Source organism: Streptomyces sp. NPDC020747 (genome assembly GCF_044334695.1).
GTDB lineage: Bacteria > Actinomycetota > Actinomycetes > Streptomycetales > Streptomycetaceae > Streptomyces.
The window spans coordinates 78,315-96,785 of record NZ_JBIRTJ010000010.1 but is presented as its reverse complement, the minus strand read 5'-3'; the positions used below and the strand labels follow the sequence as shown (position 1 = coordinate 96,785).

The window sequence follows — 18,471 nt, the reverse complement described above, 5'->3', positions numbered from 1 at the left end:
GCCAGGGTTGGACGACGTAAAGGGTTCTGTACCCACCCACGTTCTCGACCGTTCGCCGCGCCTGTGGCCATTGCTCGCCCGGGGTGCTTTCCTCTCGCTCTTCAAGCGGCCCCGGACGGGAGTCACGGCACCCCGTACCCGATTGGTCCTCGCGGGTCTCCGTATCGATCTGGGAAAACTCGCCGCGTATGAGCGGGCCTGCGGATTCGGGGTGGGGGAGGACGAGTTGCCCATTACCTATCCGCATGTTCTCGGATTCCCGTTGGCCATGCGGCTGATGAGCGAGCGGGCCTTTCCGTTGCCGTTGCTCGGGCTGGTGCACACGTCCATCGGGATCACCCGGCAGAAGGCGACGGCGGCGACCGGGGAGTACGAGATCGCCGTGTACGTCGATGAGTTGGTGCCCCACCGGCGCGGGACCGAGGCCGTCGTCGTGACGGAGCTGCGGGCGGCGGGCGAGGTGGTGTGGGAGTCGCGGAGCACGTATCTGGCGCGGCACCGCACCTCGGCGGCGGCGGGGAGCACGCGCGGGCCGGCCGCGCCCGATGAGCGCAAGCCGCTGCCCGTCGTGGCCGAGTGGGCCCTCGCCGGGGATGTGGGGCGGCGGTACGGGGCCGCGTCCGGCGACCGCAACCCGATCCACCTCCACCCCCTCACCGCCCGGCTGTTCGGCTTCCCCCGGGCCATCGCGCACGGCATGTGGACCGTGGCACGCTGCCTCGCCGAGCACGGGGCGCCCCAAGCGGCCGTGGTCCGGGCGGAGTTCAGGGCGCCGGTGCTCCTGCCGGGGACGGTGTCGTACGGGGCGGAGGGCGCCGCCTTCGAACTGCGCGGGGCGGGTGGCCGGGTGCACCTGTCCGGAGAGGTCCTCCCCGTGCTCTGACGCGCGCCCCGCCCTGCTTACTCGGGTGACCCGGCCGACCCGTGCTCCGAACCGCGCTGCGACCCGTGCTCCGACCAGGGTCTCCCCTCCATCAGGTCCCCCAGGCCCGCCCAGGCGAAGTTCATCAACGTCGTGGCGGCCTGACGGGCGGAGACGCCGGGAGTGGCGTTGGCCCAGGCGGCGAGGGACTCGGCGGCGCCGACGAGGGCTTCCGCGAGGCCGGCGACCTCGCGCTCGGGCAGCGACGGGTCCCGGTGCGCCTCACGGGCGGCCACCACGATCAGCTGCGTGACGAACGCGACGATCTCCTCGCGCATCGCGGCGAACTCCGCGGCGAACGGCTCCCCGTGCGTACGCGCCTGGAGGTGCAGCACCGCCCACCCGTCCGGGTTCTGCGCGGTGTGCGTGAAGAACGCCCGCAGCCCGTCCCACAGTTGGCGGTCGGCGGGCACGTCCGGCTGAACTCCCGCGCGCACAGCCGCGGTCAGGGCGGCGGCCTCGCGCCGGATACACGCGGTGAAGAGGTCTTCCTTGGAGTTCAGGTACAGATAGACCAACGGCTTGGACACACCCGCCAGATCGGCGATCTCGTCCATCGACGCGGCCCGGTACCCCCGCTGTCCGAAGGTCTGCACCGCCGCGTCCAGCATCTGCTGTTCACGCACGGCACGCGGCATCCGCTTGCTCTTCACTGCACCCATACGAGCAAGAGTACGAGTTGTCCGCCGACGACTCGGCGGAGTTGTGGTTCGTGCGGAGTTGCCGGTCGTTACGACGTCTGGCCCTGGGCCCGTGTCACCTCGTCCACCACGTCGTCCTCCTGGCTGCGGTTGGCGTCCAGGTTGGACTTGACGCGGTCGACGCGCTCGACGATCTGGATCGAGGCGCGGTCGCGCTCCTTGCGCAGGACGACGAAGCTGATGGGGGCCGAGATCAGCAGGGAGAGCAGGACGATCCACATGCCGTTCGAGTCGCCGAGCCCGCGCGGGGCGACACCGGAGTAGACGAGGCCCCAGACGACCACGAGGCAGCCCACCAGGATTCCCAGGCGCATCAGCGTGTAGCGGAGCATCTCAATCCACTCTTCCGTGTCGAACGGGTCTGCAGGATCCCGAAGGGGTCTGAAGGGGGCTGAAGAGGTCCGAAAGTCCCCGACATTCCCAAAGGGCACCGTCCAGTCAAGCACGCCCGGCACCGGATCTTGCAGGGGGGTGCGGGGAGTCAGGCGAGCGGCAGCAGCATGAAGATGTCGTCGCGGTCGTCGCCGGGCGCGACGCGTATCGCGTCCGGCACCCGGCCGACCTCCTTGTAGCCGCACGAGCCGTAGAACCGCTCCAGGCCGTGGCCGCCGCGGCAGGTGAGCCGGATCGCCTCGATGCCGTCGAAGGTGCGGGCCGCGTCCGCGGCGGCGGCCAGCAGGTCCCGGCCGTACCCCTTGCCCTGGTGCTTCGGGTGCAGCATCACCGTGTAGAGCCACACCCAGTGGGTCATCAGCCGGTGTGTGTTGAAGGTGAGGAAGGCGGTCGCGGCCACCTGCCCCTCCTCGTCGAACCCGGCCAGCAGCCGGGCGCGGCCCTCCGCCATCGCCACGAAGTGTTTCACCAGCTCCGGACGGACCATCTCCCGGTCCACCGGCGCGACGAAACCGACTGCGCCGCCGGCGTTGGAGACATCCGTCCACAGGTCGAGAAGGCCGTCGCGCACCTCGGGGGTCACGGCCGGATCGAGAGCGAAGGTAAGGGGCATGCGGCAAGGCTAGCTATTACGCCCGGCGGGTCTCAAGCGCGCCCGACGTCACGTACGTCACGCTGCCCTCACCCCCGCCCGCGCCCCGACACACCCGCAGCCTCAGACCCGCATCGGCTGAGGCGACTCCCGACGACCCGCGTCCGGACCGTCGTACTCACGAAGGATCTCGTACCGGGTGTTCCGCTCCACCGGCCGGAACCCCGCGTCACGGATCAGGTCGAGCAGGTCCTCGCGGGTCAGCTTGTTCGGGGTGCCGTAGTTGTCGGCGTCGTGGGTGATCTTGTACTCGACGACCGAGCCGTCCATGTCGTCCGCGCCGTGCTGGAGGGCCAGCTGGGCGGTCTGGACGCCGTGCATGACCCAGAAGACCTTGACGTGCGGCACGTTGTCGAAGAGAAGGCGCGAGACCGCGAAGGTCTTCAGGGCCTCCGCGCCCGTCGCCATCTGCGTCCGCGCCTGGAGGCGGTTGCGGACCTTGCCGTCCTTCACGTCGACGAAGTCGTGCTGGTAGCGCAGCGGGATGAACACCTGGAAGCCGCCGGTCTCGTCCTGCAGCTCACGAAGACGCAGGACGTGGTCCACACGGTGGCGGGGCTCCTCGATGTGCCCGTACAGCATCGTGCACGGGGTCTTGAGCCCCTTCTCGTGCGCGAGGCGGTGGATGCGCGACCAGTCCTCCCAGTGGGTGCGGTGGTCGACGATGTGCTGCCGGATCTCCCAGTCGAAGATCTCCGCGCCGCCGCCGGTCAACGACTCCAGACCCGCGTCGATCAGCTCGTCGAGGATCTCGGACGCCGACAGACCGCTGATCGTCTCGAAGTGGTGGATCTCCGTCGCCGTGAAGGCCTTCAGCGAGACGTCCGGGAGTGCCTTCTTCAGTTCGCTGAGCGAGCGCGGGTAGTAGCGCCACGGCAGGTTCGGGTGCAGGCCGTTCACGATGTGCAGCTCGGTGAGGTTCTCGCCCTCCATCGCCTTGGCGAGCCGGACGGCCTCCTCGATGCGCATCGTGTACGCGTCCTTCTCGCCCGGCTTGCGCTGGAACGAGCAGTAGGCGCACGACGCGGTGCACACGTTCGTCATGTTGAGGTGGCGGTTGACGTTGAAGTGGACGACGTCGCCGTTCTTCCGCATCCGCACCTCGTGGGCGAGCCCGCCCAGCCAGGCCAGGTCGTCCGACTCGTACAGCGCGATGCCGTCCTCGCGGGTCAGCCGCTCACCGGCCCGGACCTTGTCCTCCAGCTCGCGCTTGAGCCCGACATCCATGCTGCTTCTACCTCTCGTAAGTGACGAACCCTGCCAACCGTACTCCCCCACCCTTCGGGCGGGAGGGGCCCCCATCAGGCACTTCGTGCCCGCTCCCTACTCCTCTTCGGGCAGCTCACCCACCCGGTTCTCCCACTTCGTGGAGAGCACGATGGTCGTACGGGTCCGGGAGACGCCCTTGGTCCTCGACAGCCGTCGGATGGTCTTCTCCAGGCCGTCCACGTCGGGCGCCCGCACCTTGAGCATGTAGGAGTCGTCGCCGGCGATGAACCAGCAGTCCTCGACCTCGCCCAGGTCCTTGAGCCGCTGCGCCACGTCCTCGTGGTCGGTGGCGTCGGAGAGCGAGATGCCGATGAGGGCTGTGACGCCGAGGCCGAGCGAGGTCGCGTCGACCGTCGCGCGGTAGCCGGTGATGACACCGGCGGCCTCCAGGCGGTTGATGCGGTCGGTGACGCTGGGTCCCGACAGGCCGACGAGGCGTCCCAGCTCCGCGTAGGAGGCCCGGCCGTTCTCCCTGAGAGCCTGGATGAGCTGCCTGTCCACCGCGTCCATGCGATCGAAAGCCTTCCGCTGAAAGTTCCTGAAGTGATGTGTGGGTACTGCGCGTTGCTCGGTCGTACGGGTCTGTCGTTCAAGTCGGTCGTACTGCTCGGTCGTACAGGTCGAACGTGGTGCTCGGGTGGTACTCAGGCGGTGCGTGCGCCGCCGCCGAGTTCGCCCTCCCAGCGGCGGTAGAGCGTGTGCCCGACGCCCGCCGCGTCCAGCACGCGCCCGGCGACGAAGTCCACCAGGTCCTGGATGTGGGTCGCTCCCGCGTAGAACGCCGGGGAGGCCGGCAGTACGGTCGCGCCCGCGTCGTCCAGTGTCACCAGATGCCGCAGGGTCTGCCCGTTCAACGGGGTCTCGCGGACGGCGACGACCAGCTTGCGCCGCTCCTTGAGCGTGACGCTCGCGGCCCGCTGCAACAGATCCTTCGAGAGGCCGAGCGCGACCCCGGCGACACAGGCGGTGGAGGCTGGCACGATCAGCATGCCCTTGGTGGCGTACGAGCCGGACGACGGCCCCGCCGCCAGGTCCCCCGCGCTCCAGTGCCGTACGTCGTCGACGTCGACCGCGAAGGTGCCGGGCTTTCCGTCGGCGCCCCGGGCCAGCCACTCCCGCAGGTCCTCCTGCCAGTGGCCGTCCCGGAAGCTGATCCCGGTCTCGTCGAGCAGCGTGAGCCGTGAGGCCCGCGAGACGACCAGGTCGACGCTCTCGCCGGCCGCGAGGAGGGCACGCAGCACGGCAGCCGCGTACGGCGTTCCGGACGCGCCGGAGACCCCCACGATCCAAGGCCGACGCTGAGTTTCTCCTGCGTTCACACCCTGAGCCTACCGGCGGGCCGCCCGGAGCTCAGGACCGGCCGCGCGTCTTCGGGTCCATGGGAAGACGTGCGGTGGCGATCGTCAGCTTGCCCAGCGGCGAATCGACGATCAGGTCCGTGCCGTACGGAATGGTGTCGCGGCCCCGGTAGCCGTCGGGGCCGGGGTTCCACATCGTGACGCAGTGGCCTTTGAGCGGGTCGAGAATCAGGTAGTTGGCGATGCCGCGGGACGCGAACCAGCGGGGCTTCACCTCGTAGTCGCGCCGGACGCTCTCCGGAGACACCACCTCGGCGACGAACTCGATCAGGTCGAAGGGATACGCACTGCGGTTCTCGGCCTCCGCCTCGGCGGGGATCACCGCGAGGTCCGGACAGAACTCGTTCGCGTCATCGAACGGAAAGGCCACATCACTCACCAGGGCCCACTCCGACGGCAGCTGATCCTCGACGATGGCCCACAGCCGCTGGATGGTCCTTCCGTGGAACGGCCTGACCGGGTTCATCACGATGCTGCCCTCGACAATCTCTGTCAGGTAGCCGGGGAACATGTCCTCCAGCTTGCTGAGCTGTGAGTGCAGGCGGTCAAGGTCCGAGACGGTCACGGTGGCCTCCCTGGGGTTCCTGCCCTCGATGGTAGGCCGCACCGTAATCACACGGTCAGACCACGAACCAGAAGATCGAGCAGCGCACACACGAACAGGGCGATCCCGATGAAGCCGTTGACGCTGAAGAAGGCGCGGTTCACGCGGGAGAGGTCGTGCGGGCGGACGATCGAGTGCTCGTACAGGAACGCGCCCGCGACGATCACCAGGCCGACCCAGAAGAAGGTCCCCGCGTCGGTGGCCAGGGCGTACCAGACGAAGAGTGCCGTGGTGAGGGTGTGGCAGACGCGCGCGCCCCAGATCGCGGCCGGGATGCCGAAGCGCGCCGGGACCGACATGACGCCGATCTCGCGGTCCGTCTTCACGTCCTGGCAGGCGTAGATGAGGTCGAAGCCGCCGATCCAGACGCCGACCGCGAGGCCGAGGATCACCGCGTCCCAGGACCACTCGCCGGTGATCGCCAGCCAGCCGCCGACCGGCCCCATCGCCTGCGCGAGCCCGAGGATGGCCTGCGGGAAGTTCGTGAACCGCTTGCCGTACGGGTAGACGACCATCGGGATGACCGCGATGGGCGCGAGCGCCAGGCACAGCGGGTTGAGCAGGGCCGCCGCGCCGAGGAAGAACACCAGGGCGACCAGCGCGCCCGTCCAGGCGTGCTTCACCGTCATCGCGCCGGTGACCAGCTCGCGATGGGCCGTACGGGGGTTGCGGGCGTCGATCTCCCGGTCGATGATCCGGTTCGCGGCCATGGCGAACGTCCGCAGGCCGACCATCGCGACGGTCACCAGCAGCAGCCGGCCCCAGGCGATGTTCTCGTCCACCGTGAACATCGCCGTCAGCGCCGCGATGTACGCGAAGGGCAGCGCGAAGACGGAGTGCTCGATCATGACGAGGCGCAGGAACGCCTTGGTGCGCCCCGGCTGCGGGATCGCGGCTGATGCGCTGCTCACGAGAGTCCGTACTCCTTCCACCGGCGGTCGACCTTCGCCGCCGTCTCCGGGTCGGACAGCACCATGTCGGGCCAGCCGCCGTCCCGTGTGTACCCCTCCTCGGGCCATTTCCTCGTCGCGTCGATGCCCGCCTTGCCGCCCCAGAACTGCTGGTACGAGGAGTGGTCGAGGTGGTCGACCGGCCCCTCGACGACGGTGAGGTCACGGGAGTAGTCCGTGTTCCCCAGCGCGCGCCACGCGACCTCGTGCAGGTCGTGGACGTCGCAGTCGGAGTCGACGACCACGATCAGTTTGGTCAGGGACATCATGTGGGCGCCCCAGACGGCGTGCATCACCTTCTGGGCGTGCTTCGGGTACTTCTTGTCGATCGCGACGATCGCGCAGTTGTGGAAGCCGCCCGCCTCGGGCAGGTGGTAGTCCACGATGTCCGGCACGATGATCTTGAGGAGGGGGAGGAAGAACCTCTCCGTCGCCCGGCCCAGCGGACCGTCCTCGGTCGGCGGCCGGCCGACCACGATCGACTGGAGCAGCGGCCGCTTGCGCATCGTCACGCAGTCGATGGTCAGGGCCGGGAAGGGCTCCTGCGGCGTATAGAACCCGGTGTGGTCACCGAAGGGGCCTTCCGGGAGCATCTCGCCGGGCTCCAGCCATCCCTCCAGTACGACCTCGGCCTGCGCCGGCACCTGCAACGGCACGGTCTTGCAGTCGACCATCTCGATCCGCTTGCCCTGGACGAACCCGGCGAAGAGGTACTCGTCGATGTCACCGGGCAGCGGCGCCGTGGACGCGTACGTCACCGACGGCGGGCACCCGAAGGCGATCGCGACCGGCAGCCGCTCGCCCTTGCGCGCGGCCACCTGGTAGTGGTTGCGGCTGTCCTTGTGGATCTGCCAGTGCATGCCGATGGTGCGCTTGTCGTGGCGCTGGAGGCGGTAGAGCCCGAGATTGCGGATACCGCTCTCCGGGTCCTTGGTGTGGGTCAGGCCCAGGTTGAAGAAGGACCCGCCGTCCTTGGGCCAGGTGAAGAGGGCCGGCAGCCGGTCCAGGTCGACCTCGTCGCCCTGCAGCACGACCTCGTGCACCGGCGCGTTGTCGGACTTGATCTTCTTCGGCGGTACGTGGGTCATGGCGCCGAGCTTCCCGAAGGCCTCGCGCACCCCGATGAACCCCTGCGGCAGCTCCGGCCTGAGCAGGCCGCCGATCTTCTCGCTGATCTCGTCGTACGACTTCAGGCCGAGCGACTTGAGGAGCCTGCGGTCGGTCCCGAAGACGTTCATCGCGAGCGGCATCGCCGACCCGCGCACGTTCTCGAAGAGCAGGGCCGGGCCGCCCGCCTTCTGGACGCGGTCGACGATCTCCCCGACCTCCAGATACGGGTCCACCTCGGCCTTGATGCGCTGGAGGTCGCCCTCGCGCTCAAGCGCCCGGAGCAGGGAGCGAAGATCGTCGTAAGCCATGCGTTCCAGTATCGGCTACTCGCTACGCTGAACCTGTAACGGGGGCCGCTGACCCGGCCCCGATCTCGCACGCCTCTCCACACTCCACATGCAGGGGGACCGCCGAATGCTTCGGGTGCTGATGATTCTGGTGCCATTGGGGCTCAGCATCTATGCCTTCATCGACTGCATCACCACCGACGAGAAGGACATCCGCTACATCCCGAAGCCGCTCTGGGCGATGCTCGTGCTGCTGTTCCCGCTCGTCGGCTCGATCTCCTGGCTGCTCGTCGGCCACGTACGCAAGCCGCGCGGCCTCTCGTCCCCCGGCCGGGGCGGCTGGGTCGCACCCGACGACAACCCGGAGTTCCTGAAGTCCCTGAAGGACGACAGCAAGGACGGCAACAAGGGCGAGGGCAAGGACCAGAACAAGGACGACTCCCCGACGGACGCCGTGACGGACGACGAGGCGCACCTCAAGAACTGGGAGGACGACCTCCGCCGCCGCGAGGAGGAGCTGAAGCGGCGGGAGGGCGGGTCCGGCGACGGCCCGGACGACTCCACACCGCCGAAGCCCTGAGGCGGGGTCCTGAGGGATTTTCGCCCCCGCCGCCCCTACCCATTCCCGTCCCATGGGGGCTGACACCCCCAGACCCCCACTTGAACTTCAGCCCCTCCGGCGTTTGAGGAGCGGGGGTTCGGGGGCGGAGCCCCTGAGTAAGGGAAGGGAATGGGTAGGGGCGGCGGGGGCGAGAGAAAAGGCCCTGCGGTCAACGCCCCACCGCCAGGCGGTTGAACGCCTGCGTCGTGCGCGGATGGGCCATCTCGTCGAGCAGATGCCGCCACTCGGGATCACCGGTCGCGGCCGAGTGCGCGTGATCCCAGGCGGCCAGCAGCGGAGCGAGATCACTCTCGGGCGCCGCGATGACGGCGGACGGGCCGGTCGTGGGGGTGCTGACGGTGGCGGGGATGTTCATGGCGGTTTCCTTCCGGGCGGAGAGGCTGTGAACCTCCGGGAGCGTCTGGGTTCAACCATCCCGCCACCCGCTCCTCGCCACCATGAAGCGACCTCCCTGAGTGGAGGTGTAGCTAGCCCTACCAAAGGAGTTGGCGTCTCCTACCGGACGCCCGCCACGAACACGGCCCAGGCGCTCCGCCGGATGAGCAGGACGGGGCCGGCGGGGTTCTTGCTGTCACGGACGGGGACGATGCCGGGGAAGGCGGGGGCCACTTCGACGCAGTTGCCGCCGTTGTTGTCGCTGTAGCTGCTCTTGATCCAGGTCGCCGCGCTCAGCTCGTACCTGTCCATGATGCTCGTACCCCTCCATCACGTCGCTGATCAGAGCGGCGGATTCGCGGGCTGACGGAATGTCCGCCCTGAGCACATCATAGGTCTGGCTGTAGCGCGCGAAGACGGCCGGATCGTCGTTGAAATGCCCACGGTCCAGCGACTCCGAGTACACCCACTCGTGCCCGTCGGGCAGCTTGATCAACGACATCGAGCCCCTGGGGCGGACGAGCCCGAAGAGGCCCGCCGGGGCCACCTGGATACGGATGTTGGGGCGCTGTCCGACGCTCAGCAGATGCGCGCACTGCTCACGCATGACCTCCGGACTCCCCACCGCGTTGCGCAGACAACTCTCGTCCAGGACGGCGACGTACAGCGGACCGCCGTCGGCCAGGAATCGCGGCTGGCGGCTCAGCCGAGCCCGTACACGCTCCTCCACCTCGTCACCGCTCGCGACCTGGGAGAACAGCGCGTGCGCATAGCCCGGCGCCTGCAACAGGCCTGGGACGACCCGCTCTTGATACTCCCGCAGGGCCACCGCCTGCTCATCCATCTTGGCCCTGCGCTCGAACCAGTCCGGATGCTGCACCTCCGGATACCAGTCGATGCGGCTCCACAACCGCACCAACACCCCACCCGTACCCAGGAGTTCGTCGCACGACTTGGCGAACGTGTCCTGTGGGACGCGCGTACCGGCCTCCACGCGGGCCACGTGTGAGCGGTCGCACGGGATCTGGCGGGCCAGGCCCTCCTGGGTGAGGTCGGCGGTCTCGCGGAAGTGTTTCAGGACCTCCCCGAACACGGCGGCGGTGGTGACCGCCGAACCGCCCTCGGCGTTGCGTCGACTCACGGCGTCCGTTCCCTCCGTGACAGTGCGCCAGTGGCACGCGTCATGCGTTGAAACGGGCTGTTCCGTTCGGCAACGCTGGATGCACCCAGAGTAATGAGCGAACGTACGGAGCGTAAGTGGAAGCTGAAACAGCGCCGGAACGCGGAGCCCTCGTCTACGACCCGGGGACGCAACGGGTCGGCGAGTACCGGGACACGACAGGCCCGTACGCGATGCTGCGCCCGGTGGGCGGCGGCCGGGAGTGGCAGGCCGACCCGGAGCGGATCCGCCCGGCCACCGCCGACGAGCGACTGGCCGCAACTCTCAAGGCGACCAACAAGCGCTCGGGGAGGCTGCTGTGACGGTACGTCAGAACCAGGACCAGGACCAGGACCAGGACCAGGACCGGGGTCATGGCGATGAAGACGACCTGAGCCGTCCGCCCGTGCCCGTCCCCGGCTGCCCGGCGTGCACCGAGCTCGCGATACGGCGTGACGATGCCCGCGCCCGGTGCAACCGCAGCGCGGAGACCGACGCCGACGTGCTGCTGAGACGACATCTCCGTGGGGACGGGGTGGAAGACGTACACCGTCAGGGACACTGACTGACCGACCACCCCTGCCACTTCACTCGCTCCCGGCGGGCTCTCCGGTGCCCCGTGGGGCCGATTCGGGTTTCGTGTGGAGGATTTCGCGGGCCTGGTCCGCCGCGCGGCTGATGCTCTCGCCGACGAAGTCCATGAAGCGGGCGATGTTCTCCAGGCGGGCGGCGGCGGGGGTGTCGGGGCCGAGGATGCCGACGCCCTGCCGTGCGGTCTCGGCGAGCTGGAAGGTGCCGCGGGCGCTTGCCACCATCGACTGGTACCAGACGTCGTCGTCGACCACGTAACGCTCCCGGCGGCTTTCGTCGCGCTCCCGGCGGACGAGGTCCTGGCTCTCCAGGAACGCGATCGCCTTGGAGACGGACGCCGGGCTGACCTGGAGACGCTCGACGAGTTCGGCCGCGGTGAGGCTGCCCGCGTCACTGGTGAAGAGGGAGGCCAGCACCCGGGACATCATCTTGGGCAGGCCCTGCCCCATGAAGACGGTGGTGAACGTCTCCTCGTACTCGCGCACGGCTTCGGCATCGCGCCCGTATGCCTGCGGAGGTGCCTCCGCCCCCCGGGGCCCGGCCTGTCTGCGCCGGTGGGCGCGGCGCTCGGTGGCGCGGTGGGCCAGGTCGGAGCGGTAGGCGGTGGGACCGCCGTTGCGCATCACCTCACGCGTGACCGTCGAGGTCGGACGGTCGAGACGCCTGGCGATCTCCGCGTAGGCGAGCCCGTCGGCCAGCCCCAGCCCGATCTGCTGGCGCTCCTGCTGGGTGAGTCTGCCTCCCGGCATCGCGGTCCCCTTTCACACTTCTTCGACACCTCCAGCATAGCGTTCACTCGCAGCCCAATGCAACGCGCAGCCTAACGTACGTTGCATTAAAACCTAGACGATTGCAACGATAACTGCACCTCTAGCTGCACTGATGCCAATTCAGCGCAACGACTCAATTGCGCGATCTATGAACGCAACGTAGCGTTTGCGATGCCAGAAACAAGCAGCGCAAGAGGAGAACACCATGCAGAAGTTCGACACCCCCGCCGCGATCTCCGCCGTTCTCGACATCCCCGCGGGCCGCATCCGGTTCATCGCCGCCGACCGGGCCGACACCACGGTCGAGGTCCTGCCGGCGGACACCTCCAACAGCCGCGACGTGAAGGCGGCGGAGCGGATCGAGGTCGCGTTCGGCGACGACGGTGTCCTGCGGATCGAGACCGCACCGGCGAAGAACCGGATCCTCGGCAACTCCGGATCCGTCGAGGTGACCGTCCAGCTGCCCGCCGGCTCCCGTGTCGAGGCGAAGGCGGCCAGCGCCGAGTTCCGGGGCGTCGGACGGCTCGGCGACGTCGCCTTCGAGGGCGCGCAGGGCTCGGTCAAGCTCGACGAGACCGCGAGCGCCCGCCTCACCCTCCTCGCGGGCGACGTCGCCGTCGGACGCCTGGGCGGCTCCGCGGAGATCAGCACCCAGAAGGGCGGCATCCACATCGCCGAGGCCGTGCGCGGCACGGTCGAACTGCGCACCGAGGCCGGCGAGATCTCCGTCGGCGCCGCACGCGGAGTCTCCGCCTCCCTGGACGCCGGTACCACCTACGGCCGGATCGACAACGCGCTCAAGAACACCGAGGGCGCCGACGCCGGCCTGAACATCCGCGCGACCACGGCCTACGGCGACATCACCGCCCGAAGCCTCTGAGCGACCACCCCACCCGCAGCCTCCGGACGACACACCGTCCGCGGCCTCCGAAGGAGCACCCATCATGACCGACCTGGCCATCTCGGCGAACGGACTGCGCAAGTCCTACGGCGACAAGACAGTGCTCGACGGCGTCGACGTGGCCGTCCCCGAAGGAACGGTCTTCGCCCTGCTCGGCCCGAACGGCGCCGGCAAGACCACCGCGGTGAAGATCCTCTCCACTCTCGTCTCCGCCGGCCCCGGCACCGGCGACATCCACATCGGCGGCCACGACCTGGCCGCCGACCCCCAGGCGGTGCGGGCGGCGATCGGTGTCACCGGCCAGTTCTCCGCCGTGGACGGCCTGATCACCGGCGAGGAGAACATGCTCCTCATGGCGGACCTGCACCACCTCTCCAAGCAGGAGGGCCGCCGGGTCACCGCCGAACTCCTGGCACGCTTCGACCTGCTGGAGGCGGCGAAGAAGCCGGCCTCCACCTACTCCGGCGGCATGAAACGCCGCCTGGACATCGCCATGACCCTGGTCGGCAACCCCCGGATCATCTTCCTCGACGAACCCACCACCGGCCTCGACCCACGCTCCCGCCACACCATGTGGGGCATCATCCGGGAGCTGGTCACGGGCGGGGTGACGGTCTTCCTCACCACCCAGTACCTGGAAGAGGCCGACGAACTCGCCGACCGCATCGCCGTGTTGAACGACGGCCAGATCGCCGCCGAAGGCACCGCCGAGGAGCTGAAACGCCTGATCCCCGGCGGGCATGTGCGGTTGAGGTTCTCCGACCCGGGTGCGTACCAGACGGCCGCCCTCGCCCTGCGCGAGGCGACCCGCGACGACGAGGCACTCTCCCTCCAGATCCCCAGCGACGGCAGCCAACGCGAACTCCGCTCCGTCCTCGACTGGCTCGACGCGGCAGACATCGAGGCCGACGAACTCACCGTCCACACCCCCGACCTCGACGACGTGTTCTTCGCCCTGACCGGCCCGGCCGACGTCCCCAACCAGCCCAACCAGCCCAACCAGCCCAAGGAGGCTGTCCGATGAGCTCCCTCGCCCTCGCCGTGCGCGACTCGTCCACGATGCTGCGCCGCAACCTGCTCCACGCCCGCCGCTACCCGTCCCTCACCCTGAACCTGCTGCTCACACCGATCATGCTGCTGTTGCTCTTCGTGTACGTCTTCGGCGACACGATGAGCGCGGGCATAGGCAGTGGCAGTGGTCCGGACCGGTCCGCGTACATCGCGTATCTCGTCCCGGGCCTGCTGCTGATGACCATCGGCAGCACGACCATCGGCACCGCGGTGTCCGTCTCCAACGACATGACCGAGGGCATCATCGCCCGCTTCCGCACGATGGCGATCCACCGCCCCTCGGTACTCATCGGGCACGTCGTCGGCAGCGTGCTGCAGTGCGTGATGAGCGTGCTCCTCGTCGGCGCCGTCGCCGTGGCCATCGGCTTCCGCTCCACGGACGCCACGGTCCTGGAGTGGCTGGCGGCGTTCGGACTGCTCGTACTCTTCGCCCTGGCACTCACCTGGATCGCGGTCGGCATGGGCCTGATCAGCCCGAACGCCGAGGCCGCCAGCAACAACGCCATGCCGCTCATCTTCCTGCCGCTCATCTCCAGCGCGTTCGTCCCGGTCGACGCGATGCCGGGCTGGTTCCAGCCGATCGCCGAGTACCAGCCCTTCACACCGGCCATCGAGACCTTGCGCGGCCTGCTGCTCGGCACCGAGATCGGCCACAACGGCTGGCTCGCCCTCGCCTGGTGCGTGGGGCTCGCGGTGCTCGGCTACTTCTGGTCGACCGCGAAGTTCAACAGCGACCCGAAATAACCGCCGTGACAGCGCGGGCCACCTCCCGCAACTCGTCCCGCCCCAGGGCGGCGCACTCCGACGTGGTGTCGGAGTACGCCGCCCTGTCGGCGTCCTCGGAGAGATCGGCGCGGCGGGACCGACGCGGAAAACGCGGCGCGGCGTGACCGCCGAAGACTGGAGACTCGTAGGAGACCCGAACGAACGGAGACCGATGCCATGCCTGACACAGCAGCCGTCAACTCCTCCCCCGGCCCCCGCGAGGTGCTGGCCCGCTATCAGCAGGCGATGCTCGACAGTTCCGCGGACGACCTGGCCGACCTCTACGCGGTGGACGCCGTCCACGAGTTCCCGTTCCTCTTCCCCGGCATGCCCGAGCGGTACCAGGGGCGCGAGGAGGTACGTACGGGATACCGGGCGGCCTGGGGCGCGAGCCCGGCGCGACCGCGGGAGATCCGTGACGTCGTCGTGCACGACAGCACCGACCCCGAGGTGATCACCGTCGAGCAGGTCGTCACCGGGACCGTGACCACGACCGGCCGGTCCTTCAGCTTCCCCGGCCTGCTGGTGATCCGGGTCCACGACGGCCTGATCACCCATGTCCGCGACTACATGGACGGACTCGGCGTGGCGCACGCCATGGGCCGCCTGCCGGCGGTGGCCGCCGCCCTCGCCGAGTAGGCACGCCGGTCGCGTTAGACGGGTCGTGTCGTGGGGAGAGGTTGGTGATGAGAGCCGACGACCTCGTACCACTGGGCCGCACGGGACTTCGGGTCAGCCGACTCGGGCTGGGACTCGCCTCCCTGGGCGGCCTGTTCGAGCCGGTGCCCGAGGAGCAGGCGGCCGCCGCCATCGACACCGCCTGGGAGTTGGGCGTACGACTCTTCGACACGGCTCCCGTGTACGGGTACGGGCGCTCGGAGACCCGTACGGGCACTGCCCTCGCGTCGCGGCCCCGTGACACGTACGTGCTGTGCACCAAGGTGGGGCGGCTCATCGAGCCGGGCGGGCCGGACACCCAGCCGATCTGGGCGGACCCGCCGGCCGGGGTCGGGCCGCGGCTCGACTACTCGTACGCCGGGGTGCTGCAATCGGTCGAGGAGAGTCTGGGGCGGCTGGGGCTCGACCGGATCGACGTACTCCATGTCCACGATCCCGACGAGGACTTCGGGGCCGCGGTGGGCGAGGCGTACCGCGCGCTGGCCGATCTGCGGGCCGAGGGTGTCGTCGGCGCGGTCTCCCTCGGCGTCAACCACGCGCCGGTGGCGGCGCGCTTCCTGAGGGAGGCGGCTGCGCCCGGGCCCGACTGCGTGCTGCTGGCCGGGCGGTACAACCTCCTCGACCAGTCGGGGCTCGACGAGTTGCTGCCGTTGTGTGTCGAGCGGGGGGTGGCTGTCATGGCCGCGGGTGTCTATCAGTCGGGGTTGCTGGCCGATCCGCGGCCGGGTGCTCCGCACGGGTACTCGTCGGTGCCGGCTGAACTGGCCGCGCGTATCGGTGCGTTGAGGAGAATCTGCACGGCCTTCGACGTCCCGCCCCTCGCGGCGGCCGTCCAGTTCCCGCTCGCCCACCCCGCGGTCACGAACGTGGTCGTCGGGGCGCGGTCGCCCACGGAGGTGGCGGAGACCGTGTCTCACTTCAACCGCCCTGTTCCGGGGGAGTTCTGGGCGGCGGTGAAGGCGGGTGGGTTGCTGGCGGAGGGGGTGCCGACGCCGGGGTAGGGGGTCTTTTCTCGCCCCCGCCGCCCCTACCCATTCCCGTCACTACTCGGGGGCCAGCCCCCGAACCCCCGCTCCTCAAACGCCGGAGGGGCTGACTACCAGCCCGTCCGGCGTTTGAGGACGAGGCCGTTCAGGCCGAAGCGGGGGTCTGGGGGCGGCAGCCCCCAGGGACGGGACGGGTAGGGGCGGCGGGGGCGAAGAACCCGGTTGACGATCGCCCGCCCGCGGGGATTCCCTGCTGCCATGACTGATCTTCGTATCGAGCAAGTCGGCGCCGACAAGCCCCTGCTCGAAGACTGGCGGCACGTTCACAACGTGATCGTGCCGCCCGCCGCCATGGACCTCGCCGAGGTGCGGGAACGGGCCGCCCGGAACCACCTGGAAGTCGCCTACCTCGACGACGTCCTCGTCGGGTGCACGACGGTCCGCCCGCCCACGGACGACACGGCGACGGCCACCGTGATCGCCCGCGTACTCCCCGCCCACCGCCACCAGGGACTCGGCGAGCAGCTCTACGTACGGGGGCTGGCGAAGGCGCGCGAACTCGGCGCCCGCCGGATCGAGACCGTCGTGCTGGCCGCCAACACGGAAGGACTCCGGTTCGCGGAACGGCACGGATTCGTCGAGTTCGACCGGTACACCCTGCCGGGCGAGAGCGCGCTCTGGATCGACCTGCGGCTGGCGTGAGGCACGCCGGACCTGAGCCCTGCTCGTATAGGACATGGTCTGGCCTACACGGCTCCTATCGTCGGGCTCACCGCCTCCGTCGACCGACGAACCGACGGCCGACGACCGACGACCGACCAAGGAGCCCTCATGAGCCTCGTCACCACCATCCAGCCGGACGGTACGCCCACCTGGCTCGACCTCCGGGTGCCCGACCTCGAACGCGCGCTGGAGTTCTACAACGCGCTCTTCGGATGGGAGTACGCACCGGACTCCGCGCAGACCGGCCTCGGCACGGTGTGCCTGCTGCGCGGGCTCCCCGTCGCGGCCATCGCACAGGCCGCCCCGGCCGTCCCGGCCGCCACGAACCCCGACTGGACCATGTACTTCGCGACGGCGGACTGCGACGGCACCGCCAAGCGCGTCGCCGACGCGGGCGGATCCGTGCTCACGGCTCCGACGGACATCGGGGAGCACGGCCGCGCGGCCCTCGCCGAGGACCCGGTCGGCGCCCGCTTCGGCCTCTGGGAAGCGCGGGCTCACATCGGCTGCGAGGTCGTGAACGAGCCCGACTCGCTCGTACGGAACGACCTGGTCACCCCGGCCCCCGAGCCGGCCCGGGCCTTCTACACGACCGTGTTCGACTACACCCTCGACCTCAACGAGACCCTCCCGGACCTCGACTTCACCTTCCTGCGCCGCCCGGACGGCCATGAGATCGGCGGCATCTTCGGCCTCCCGGTCGCCCCCAGGTCCGTCTGGGCGACCACGTTCGAGGTGGCCGACACGGATGCCGTCGTCGGCCGTGCCGTCGCGGCGGGCGGCACCGCCGGCACCCCCGAGGACACCCCGTACGGCCGGAGCGCCACCATCACGGACCCCTTCGGCGTGGAGTTCTCGGTCATCACCAGGCCCGCCTAGAACCGCCTCCTGGAGCCGCCTCCTGGGACCGCTGCCCAGGTCAGGACCGCTGCGGCGCCCCCCAGTCGTAGCCGTGCGCCGCGAAGGCCTCGGCGAGGCGGCGCCAGGGGAGGCCGCACTTCTCCCGGGCCAGCTCCCCACCGTCCGGGGCGACCAGCACGAGCTGTTTGCCGTCCCGGCACGCCAGGGCGATCTCGTCGTGCGTGAACTCCTGGTCCGACTCCCTGATCGTGAGGACCACGCGGCTGTCGGAGAGACGGACCGTCAGGGACTCGTACACGGCGGTGAACCCGACCAGCACGCCCAGCGCCAGGCCCGCAGCGACCGCGCCGACGGTGAGCCAGGGTTCGGGGACGGAGGTCAGCAGCCGGGCCGGACCCTTCATCGGCACCCAGGGCAGCGACAGCCACAGGTCGGCCAGGAGCGTGAGCAGCCAGCCGCCCACGCTCCCGCACCCCACGCAGACGAGCATGAGCTGCCAGACCGGCTCCGCGAGCACGGTGGCCTCCCCCGAGTCCGCCACCGTCCGGCCCCGCGGATCCGGACCGCTCGGGCCGCTCTTCTCCATGTCCACGCTGCTTCTCCCCCGATCGGCGCCGATGGTGCGCTCTCCAGTCTGGCGAGCAGCGGCCGTCCGGTCGTCGGCCGATGGTCTACGTGCCCGCAACTTTGGTCGCCCACCGGGTATTTTCCGCACGTCGCCCC

At 69.6% G+C, this 18,471-nt stretch carries 25 protein-coding genes; 11 read left to right on the top strand and 14 right to left on the bottom strand.

The window, feature by feature from the left end:
• The first annotated feature begins 7 nt into the window (after positions 1–7).
• Positions 8–883: a MaoC/PaaZ C-terminal domain-containing protein gene (locus tag ACH4YP_RS25640; protein ID WP_361066412.1), complete on the top strand. Its 876-nt coding sequence runs from the start codon at positions 8–10 to the stop codon at positions 881–883.
• A gap of 17 nt (positions 884–900) precedes the next feature.
• Here ACH4YP_RS25640 and ACH4YP_RS25635 read toward each other — a convergent pair whose 3' ends face one another.
• The 9 genes from ACH4YP_RS25635 to ACH4YP_RS25595 form a co-directional block, all read right to left on the bottom strand.
• Complete coding sequence (locus ACH4YP_RS25635) at positions 901–1,584, bottom strand: TetR/AcrR family transcriptional regulator (RefSeq protein ID WP_361066415.1); 684 nt, start codon at positions 1,582–1,584, stop codon at positions 901–903.
• Between the two features lie 68 nt (positions 1,585–1,652).
• The gene (locus ACH4YP_RS25630) at positions 1,653–1,955 is read right to left on the bottom strand and encodes a DUF4229 domain-containing protein (RefSeq protein ID WP_361066418.1); all 303 of its coding nucleotides are present in this window, start codon (positions 1,953–1,955) and stop codon (positions 1,653–1,655) included.
• A gap of 149 nt (positions 1,956–2,104) precedes the next feature.
• Complete coding sequence (locus tag ACH4YP_RS25625) at positions 2,105–2,629, bottom strand: GNAT family N-acetyltransferase (protein ID WP_361066421.1); 525 nt, start codon at positions 2,627–2,629, stop codon at positions 2,105–2,107.
• Between the two features lie 102 nt (positions 2,630–2,731).
• Positions 2,732–3,895 (bottom strand): aminofutalosine synthase MqnE, encoded by a 1,164-nt coding sequence (gene mqnE, locus ACH4YP_RS25620; protein ID WP_398492711.1) that lies wholly within the window; start codon positions 3,893–3,895, stop codon positions 2,732–2,734.
• A gap of 96 nt (positions 3,896–3,991) precedes the next feature.
• On the bottom strand, positions 3,992–4,447 hold the full coding sequence (locus ACH4YP_RS25615) for an Lrp/AsnC family transcriptional regulator (RefSeq protein WP_361066427.1): 456 nt from the start codon (positions 4,445–4,447) through the stop codon (positions 3,992–3,994).
• Positions 4,448–4,581: 134 nt separating this feature from the next.
• Positions 4,582–5,256, bottom strand: coding sequence for a UbiX family flavin prenyltransferase (locus tag ACH4YP_RS25610; protein WP_361066430.1), 675 nt, complete (start codon positions 5,254–5,256; stop codon positions 4,582–4,584).
• A 31-nt stretch (positions 5,257–5,287) separates the two neighbouring features.
• The gene (locus ACH4YP_RS25605) at positions 5,288–5,860 is read right to left on the bottom strand and encodes a Uma2 family endonuclease (protein WP_398492710.1); all 573 of its coding nucleotides are present in this window, start codon (positions 5,858–5,860) and stop codon (positions 5,288–5,290) included.
• 47 nt (positions 5,861–5,907) lie between these two features.
• Positions 5,908–6,810, bottom strand: coding sequence for a menaquinone biosynthesis prenyltransferase MqnP (gene mqnP, locus ACH4YP_RS25600; RefSeq protein ID WP_361066436.1), 903 nt, complete (start codon positions 6,808–6,810; stop codon positions 5,908–5,910).
• Positions 6,807–8,267, bottom strand: coding sequence for a menaquinone biosynthesis decarboxylase (locus ACH4YP_RS25595; RefSeq protein ID WP_398492707.1), 1,461 nt, complete (start codon positions 8,265–8,267; stop codon positions 6,807–6,809). The genes mqnP and ACH4YP_RS25595 overlap by 4 nt, the downstream gene beginning before the upstream one ends.
• Before the next feature lie 106 nt (positions 8,268–8,373).
• On the opposite strand from ACH4YP_RS25595, the gene ACH4YP_RS25590 reads away from it, so the two are divergent.
• The gene (locus ACH4YP_RS25590) at positions 8,374–8,826 is read left to right on the top strand and encodes a PLD nuclease N-terminal domain-containing protein (RefSeq protein WP_361066442.1); all 453 of its coding nucleotides are present in this window, start codon (positions 8,374–8,376) and stop codon (positions 8,824–8,826) included.
• Positions 8,827–9,016: 190 nt separating this feature from the next.
• Here ACH4YP_RS25590 and ACH4YP_RS25585 read toward each other — a convergent pair whose 3' ends face one another.
• The 3 genes from ACH4YP_RS25585 to ACH4YP_RS25575 all read right to left on the bottom strand — a co-directional run bounded on the left by ACH4YP_RS25585 (position 9,017) and on the right by ACH4YP_RS25575 (position 10,384).
• Positions 9,017–9,223, bottom strand: coding sequence for a hypothetical protein (locus ACH4YP_RS25585; RefSeq protein ID WP_361072748.1), 207 nt, complete (start codon positions 9,221–9,223; stop codon positions 9,017–9,019).
• Between the two features lie 140 nt (positions 9,224–9,363).
• On the bottom strand, positions 9,364–9,477 hold the full coding sequence (locus tag ACH4YP_RS25580) for a DUF397 domain-containing protein (RefSeq protein WP_398492705.1): 114 nt from the start codon (positions 9,475–9,477) through the stop codon (positions 9,364–9,366).
• Positions 9,440–10,384, bottom strand: coding sequence for a Scr1 family TA system antitoxin-like transcriptional regulator (locus tag ACH4YP_RS25575; RefSeq protein ID WP_398492703.1), 945 nt, complete (start codon positions 10,382–10,384; stop codon positions 9,440–9,442). The genes ACH4YP_RS25580 and ACH4YP_RS25575 overlap by 38 nt, the downstream gene beginning before the upstream one ends.
• A 116-nt stretch (positions 10,385–10,500) precedes the next feature.
• Here ACH4YP_RS25575 and ACH4YP_RS25570 point away from each other — a divergent pair, with 116 nt between their 5' ends.
• Together ACH4YP_RS25570 and ACH4YP_RS25565 are read left to right on the top strand one after the other, a co-directional pair.
• A complete protein-coding gene (locus ACH4YP_RS25570) occupies positions 10,501–10,725 on the top strand; it encodes a hypothetical protein (protein WP_398492701.1) in 225 nt (74 codons plus the stop codon).
• Positions 10,722–10,967, top strand: a complete 246-nt coding sequence (locus tag ACH4YP_RS25565; protein WP_398492699.1) for a hypothetical protein — start codon at positions 10,722–10,724, stop codon at positions 10,965–10,967. The genes ACH4YP_RS25570 and ACH4YP_RS25565 overlap by 4 nt, the downstream gene beginning before the upstream one ends.
• A gap of 22 nt (positions 10,968–10,989) precedes the next feature.
• Here ACH4YP_RS25565 and ACH4YP_RS25560 read toward each other — a convergent pair whose 3' ends face one another.
• Complete coding sequence (locus ACH4YP_RS25560) at positions 10,990–11,742, bottom strand: helix-turn-helix domain-containing protein (protein ID WP_361072762.1); 753 nt, start codon at positions 11,740–11,742, stop codon at positions 10,990–10,992.
• 226 nt (positions 11,743–11,968) lie between these two features.
• Here ACH4YP_RS25560 and ACH4YP_RS25555 point away from each other — a divergent pair, with 226 nt between their 5' ends.
• From ACH4YP_RS25555 to ACH4YP_RS25525, 7 genes are all read left to right on the top strand, one after another.
• Positions 11,969–12,643, top strand: coding sequence for a DUF4097 family beta strand repeat-containing protein (locus ACH4YP_RS25555; RefSeq protein ID WP_361072764.1), 675 nt, complete (start codon positions 11,969–11,971; stop codon positions 12,641–12,643).
• A gap of 64 nt (positions 12,644–12,707) precedes the next feature.
• On the top strand, positions 12,708–13,688 hold the full coding sequence (locus ACH4YP_RS25550) for an ATP-binding cassette domain-containing protein (RefSeq protein ID WP_398492696.1): 981 nt from the start codon (positions 12,708–12,710) through the stop codon (positions 13,686–13,688).
• Positions 13,685–14,479, top strand: a complete 795-nt coding sequence (locus ACH4YP_RS25545) for an ABC transporter permease (RefSeq protein ID WP_398492694.1) — start codon at positions 13,685–13,687, stop codon at positions 14,477–14,479. Before ACH4YP_RS25550 ends, ACH4YP_RS25545 begins: the two co-directional genes overlap by 4 nt.
• A 198-nt stretch (positions 14,480–14,677) precedes the next feature.
• The gene (locus ACH4YP_RS25540; RefSeq protein WP_398492692.1) at positions 14,678–15,139 is read left to right on the top strand and encodes a nuclear transport factor 2 family protein; all 462 of its coding nucleotides are present in this window, start codon (positions 14,678–14,680) and stop codon (positions 15,137–15,139) included.
• A gap of 47 nt (positions 15,140–15,186) precedes the next feature.
• On the top strand, positions 15,187–16,179 hold the full coding sequence (locus ACH4YP_RS25535; RefSeq protein WP_398492690.1) for an aldo/keto reductase: 993 nt from the start codon (positions 15,187–15,189) through the stop codon (positions 16,177–16,179).
• A gap of 243 nt (positions 16,180–16,422) precedes the next feature.
• Entirely contained in the window at positions 16,423–16,866 is a 444-nt protein-coding gene (locus tag ACH4YP_RS25530; RefSeq protein ID WP_361068389.1) for a GNAT family N-acetyltransferase, read from the top strand.
• Positions 16,867–16,995: 129 nt separating this feature from the next.
• Positions 16,996–17,766 carry a VOC family protein gene (locus ACH4YP_RS25525; RefSeq protein ID WP_398492688.1) on the top strand — a complete coding sequence of 257 codons (771 nt, stop codon included), beginning with the start codon at positions 16,996–16,998 and terminating at the stop codon, positions 17,764–17,766.
• A 40-nt stretch (positions 17,767–17,806) separates the two neighbouring features.
• On the opposite strand, the gene ACH4YP_RS25520 is transcribed toward ACH4YP_RS25525, so the two are convergent.
• Positions 17,807–18,340, bottom strand: coding sequence for a hypothetical protein (locus ACH4YP_RS25520; RefSeq protein ID WP_398492687.1), 534 nt, complete (start codon positions 18,338–18,340; stop codon positions 17,807–17,809).
• Between the last annotated feature and the right edge of the window lie 131 nt (positions 18,341–18,471).

Coding starts and splice junctions, on each gene's coding strand:
- ACH4YP_RS25635 (WP_361066415.1), bottom strand. CDS start 1,584: ATGGGTGCAGTGAAGAGCAAGCGGATGCCGCGTGCCGTGCGTGAACAG.
- ACH4YP_RS25630 (WP_361066418.1), bottom strand. CDS start 1,955: ATGCTCCGCTACACGCTGATGCGCCTGGGAATCCTGGTGGGCTGCCTC.
- ACH4YP_RS25625 (WP_361066421.1), bottom strand. CDS start 2,629: ATGCCCCTTACCTTCGCTCTCGATCCGGCCGTGACCCCCGAGGTGCGC.
- mqnE (WP_398492711.1), bottom strand. CDS start 3,895: ATGGATGTCGGGCTCAAGCGCGAGCTGGAGGACAAGGTCCGGGCCGGT.
- ACH4YP_RS25615 (WP_361066427.1), bottom strand. CDS start 4,447: ATGGACGCGGTGGACAGGCAGCTCATCCAGGCTCTCAGGGAGAACGGC.
- ACH4YP_RS25595 (WP_398492707.1), bottom strand. CDS start 8,267: ATGGCTTACGACGATCTTCGCTCCCTGCTCCGGGCGCTTGAGCGCGAG.
- ACH4YP_RS25590 (WP_361066442.1), top strand. CDS start 8,374: ATGCTTCGGGTGCTGATGATTCTGGTGCCATTGGGGCTCAGCATCTAT.
- ACH4YP_RS25585 (WP_361072748.1), bottom strand. CDS start 9,223: ATGAACATCCCCGCCACCGTCAGCACCCCCACGACCGGCCCGTCCGCC.
- ACH4YP_RS25560 (WP_361072762.1), bottom strand. CDS start 11,742: ATGCCGGGAGGCAGACTCACCCAGCAGGAGCGCCAGCAGATCGGGCTG.
- ACH4YP_RS25555 (WP_361072764.1), top strand. CDS start 11,969: ATGCAGAAGTTCGACACCCCCGCCGCGATCTCCGCCGTTCTCGACATC.
- ACH4YP_RS25550 (WP_398492696.1), top strand. CDS start 12,708: ATGACCGACCTGGCCATCTCGGCGAACGGACTGCGCAAGTCCTACGGC.
- ACH4YP_RS25545 (WP_398492694.1), top strand. CDS start 13,685: ATGAGCTCCCTCGCCCTCGCCGTGCGCGACTCGTCCACGATGCTGCGC.
- ACH4YP_RS25540 (WP_398492692.1), top strand. CDS start 14,678: ATGCCTGACACAGCAGCCGTCAACTCCTCCCCCGGCCCCCGCGAGGTG.
- ACH4YP_RS25535 (WP_398492690.1), top strand. CDS start 15,187: ATGAGAGCCGACGACCTCGTACCACTGGGCCGCACGGGACTTCGGGTC.
- ACH4YP_RS25530 (WP_361068389.1), top strand. CDS start 16,423: ATGACTGATCTTCGTATCGAGCAAGTCGGCGCCGACAAGCCCCTGCTC.
- ACH4YP_RS25525 (WP_398492688.1), top strand. CDS start 16,996: ATGAGCCTCGTCACCACCATCCAGCCGGACGGTACGCCCACCTGGCTC.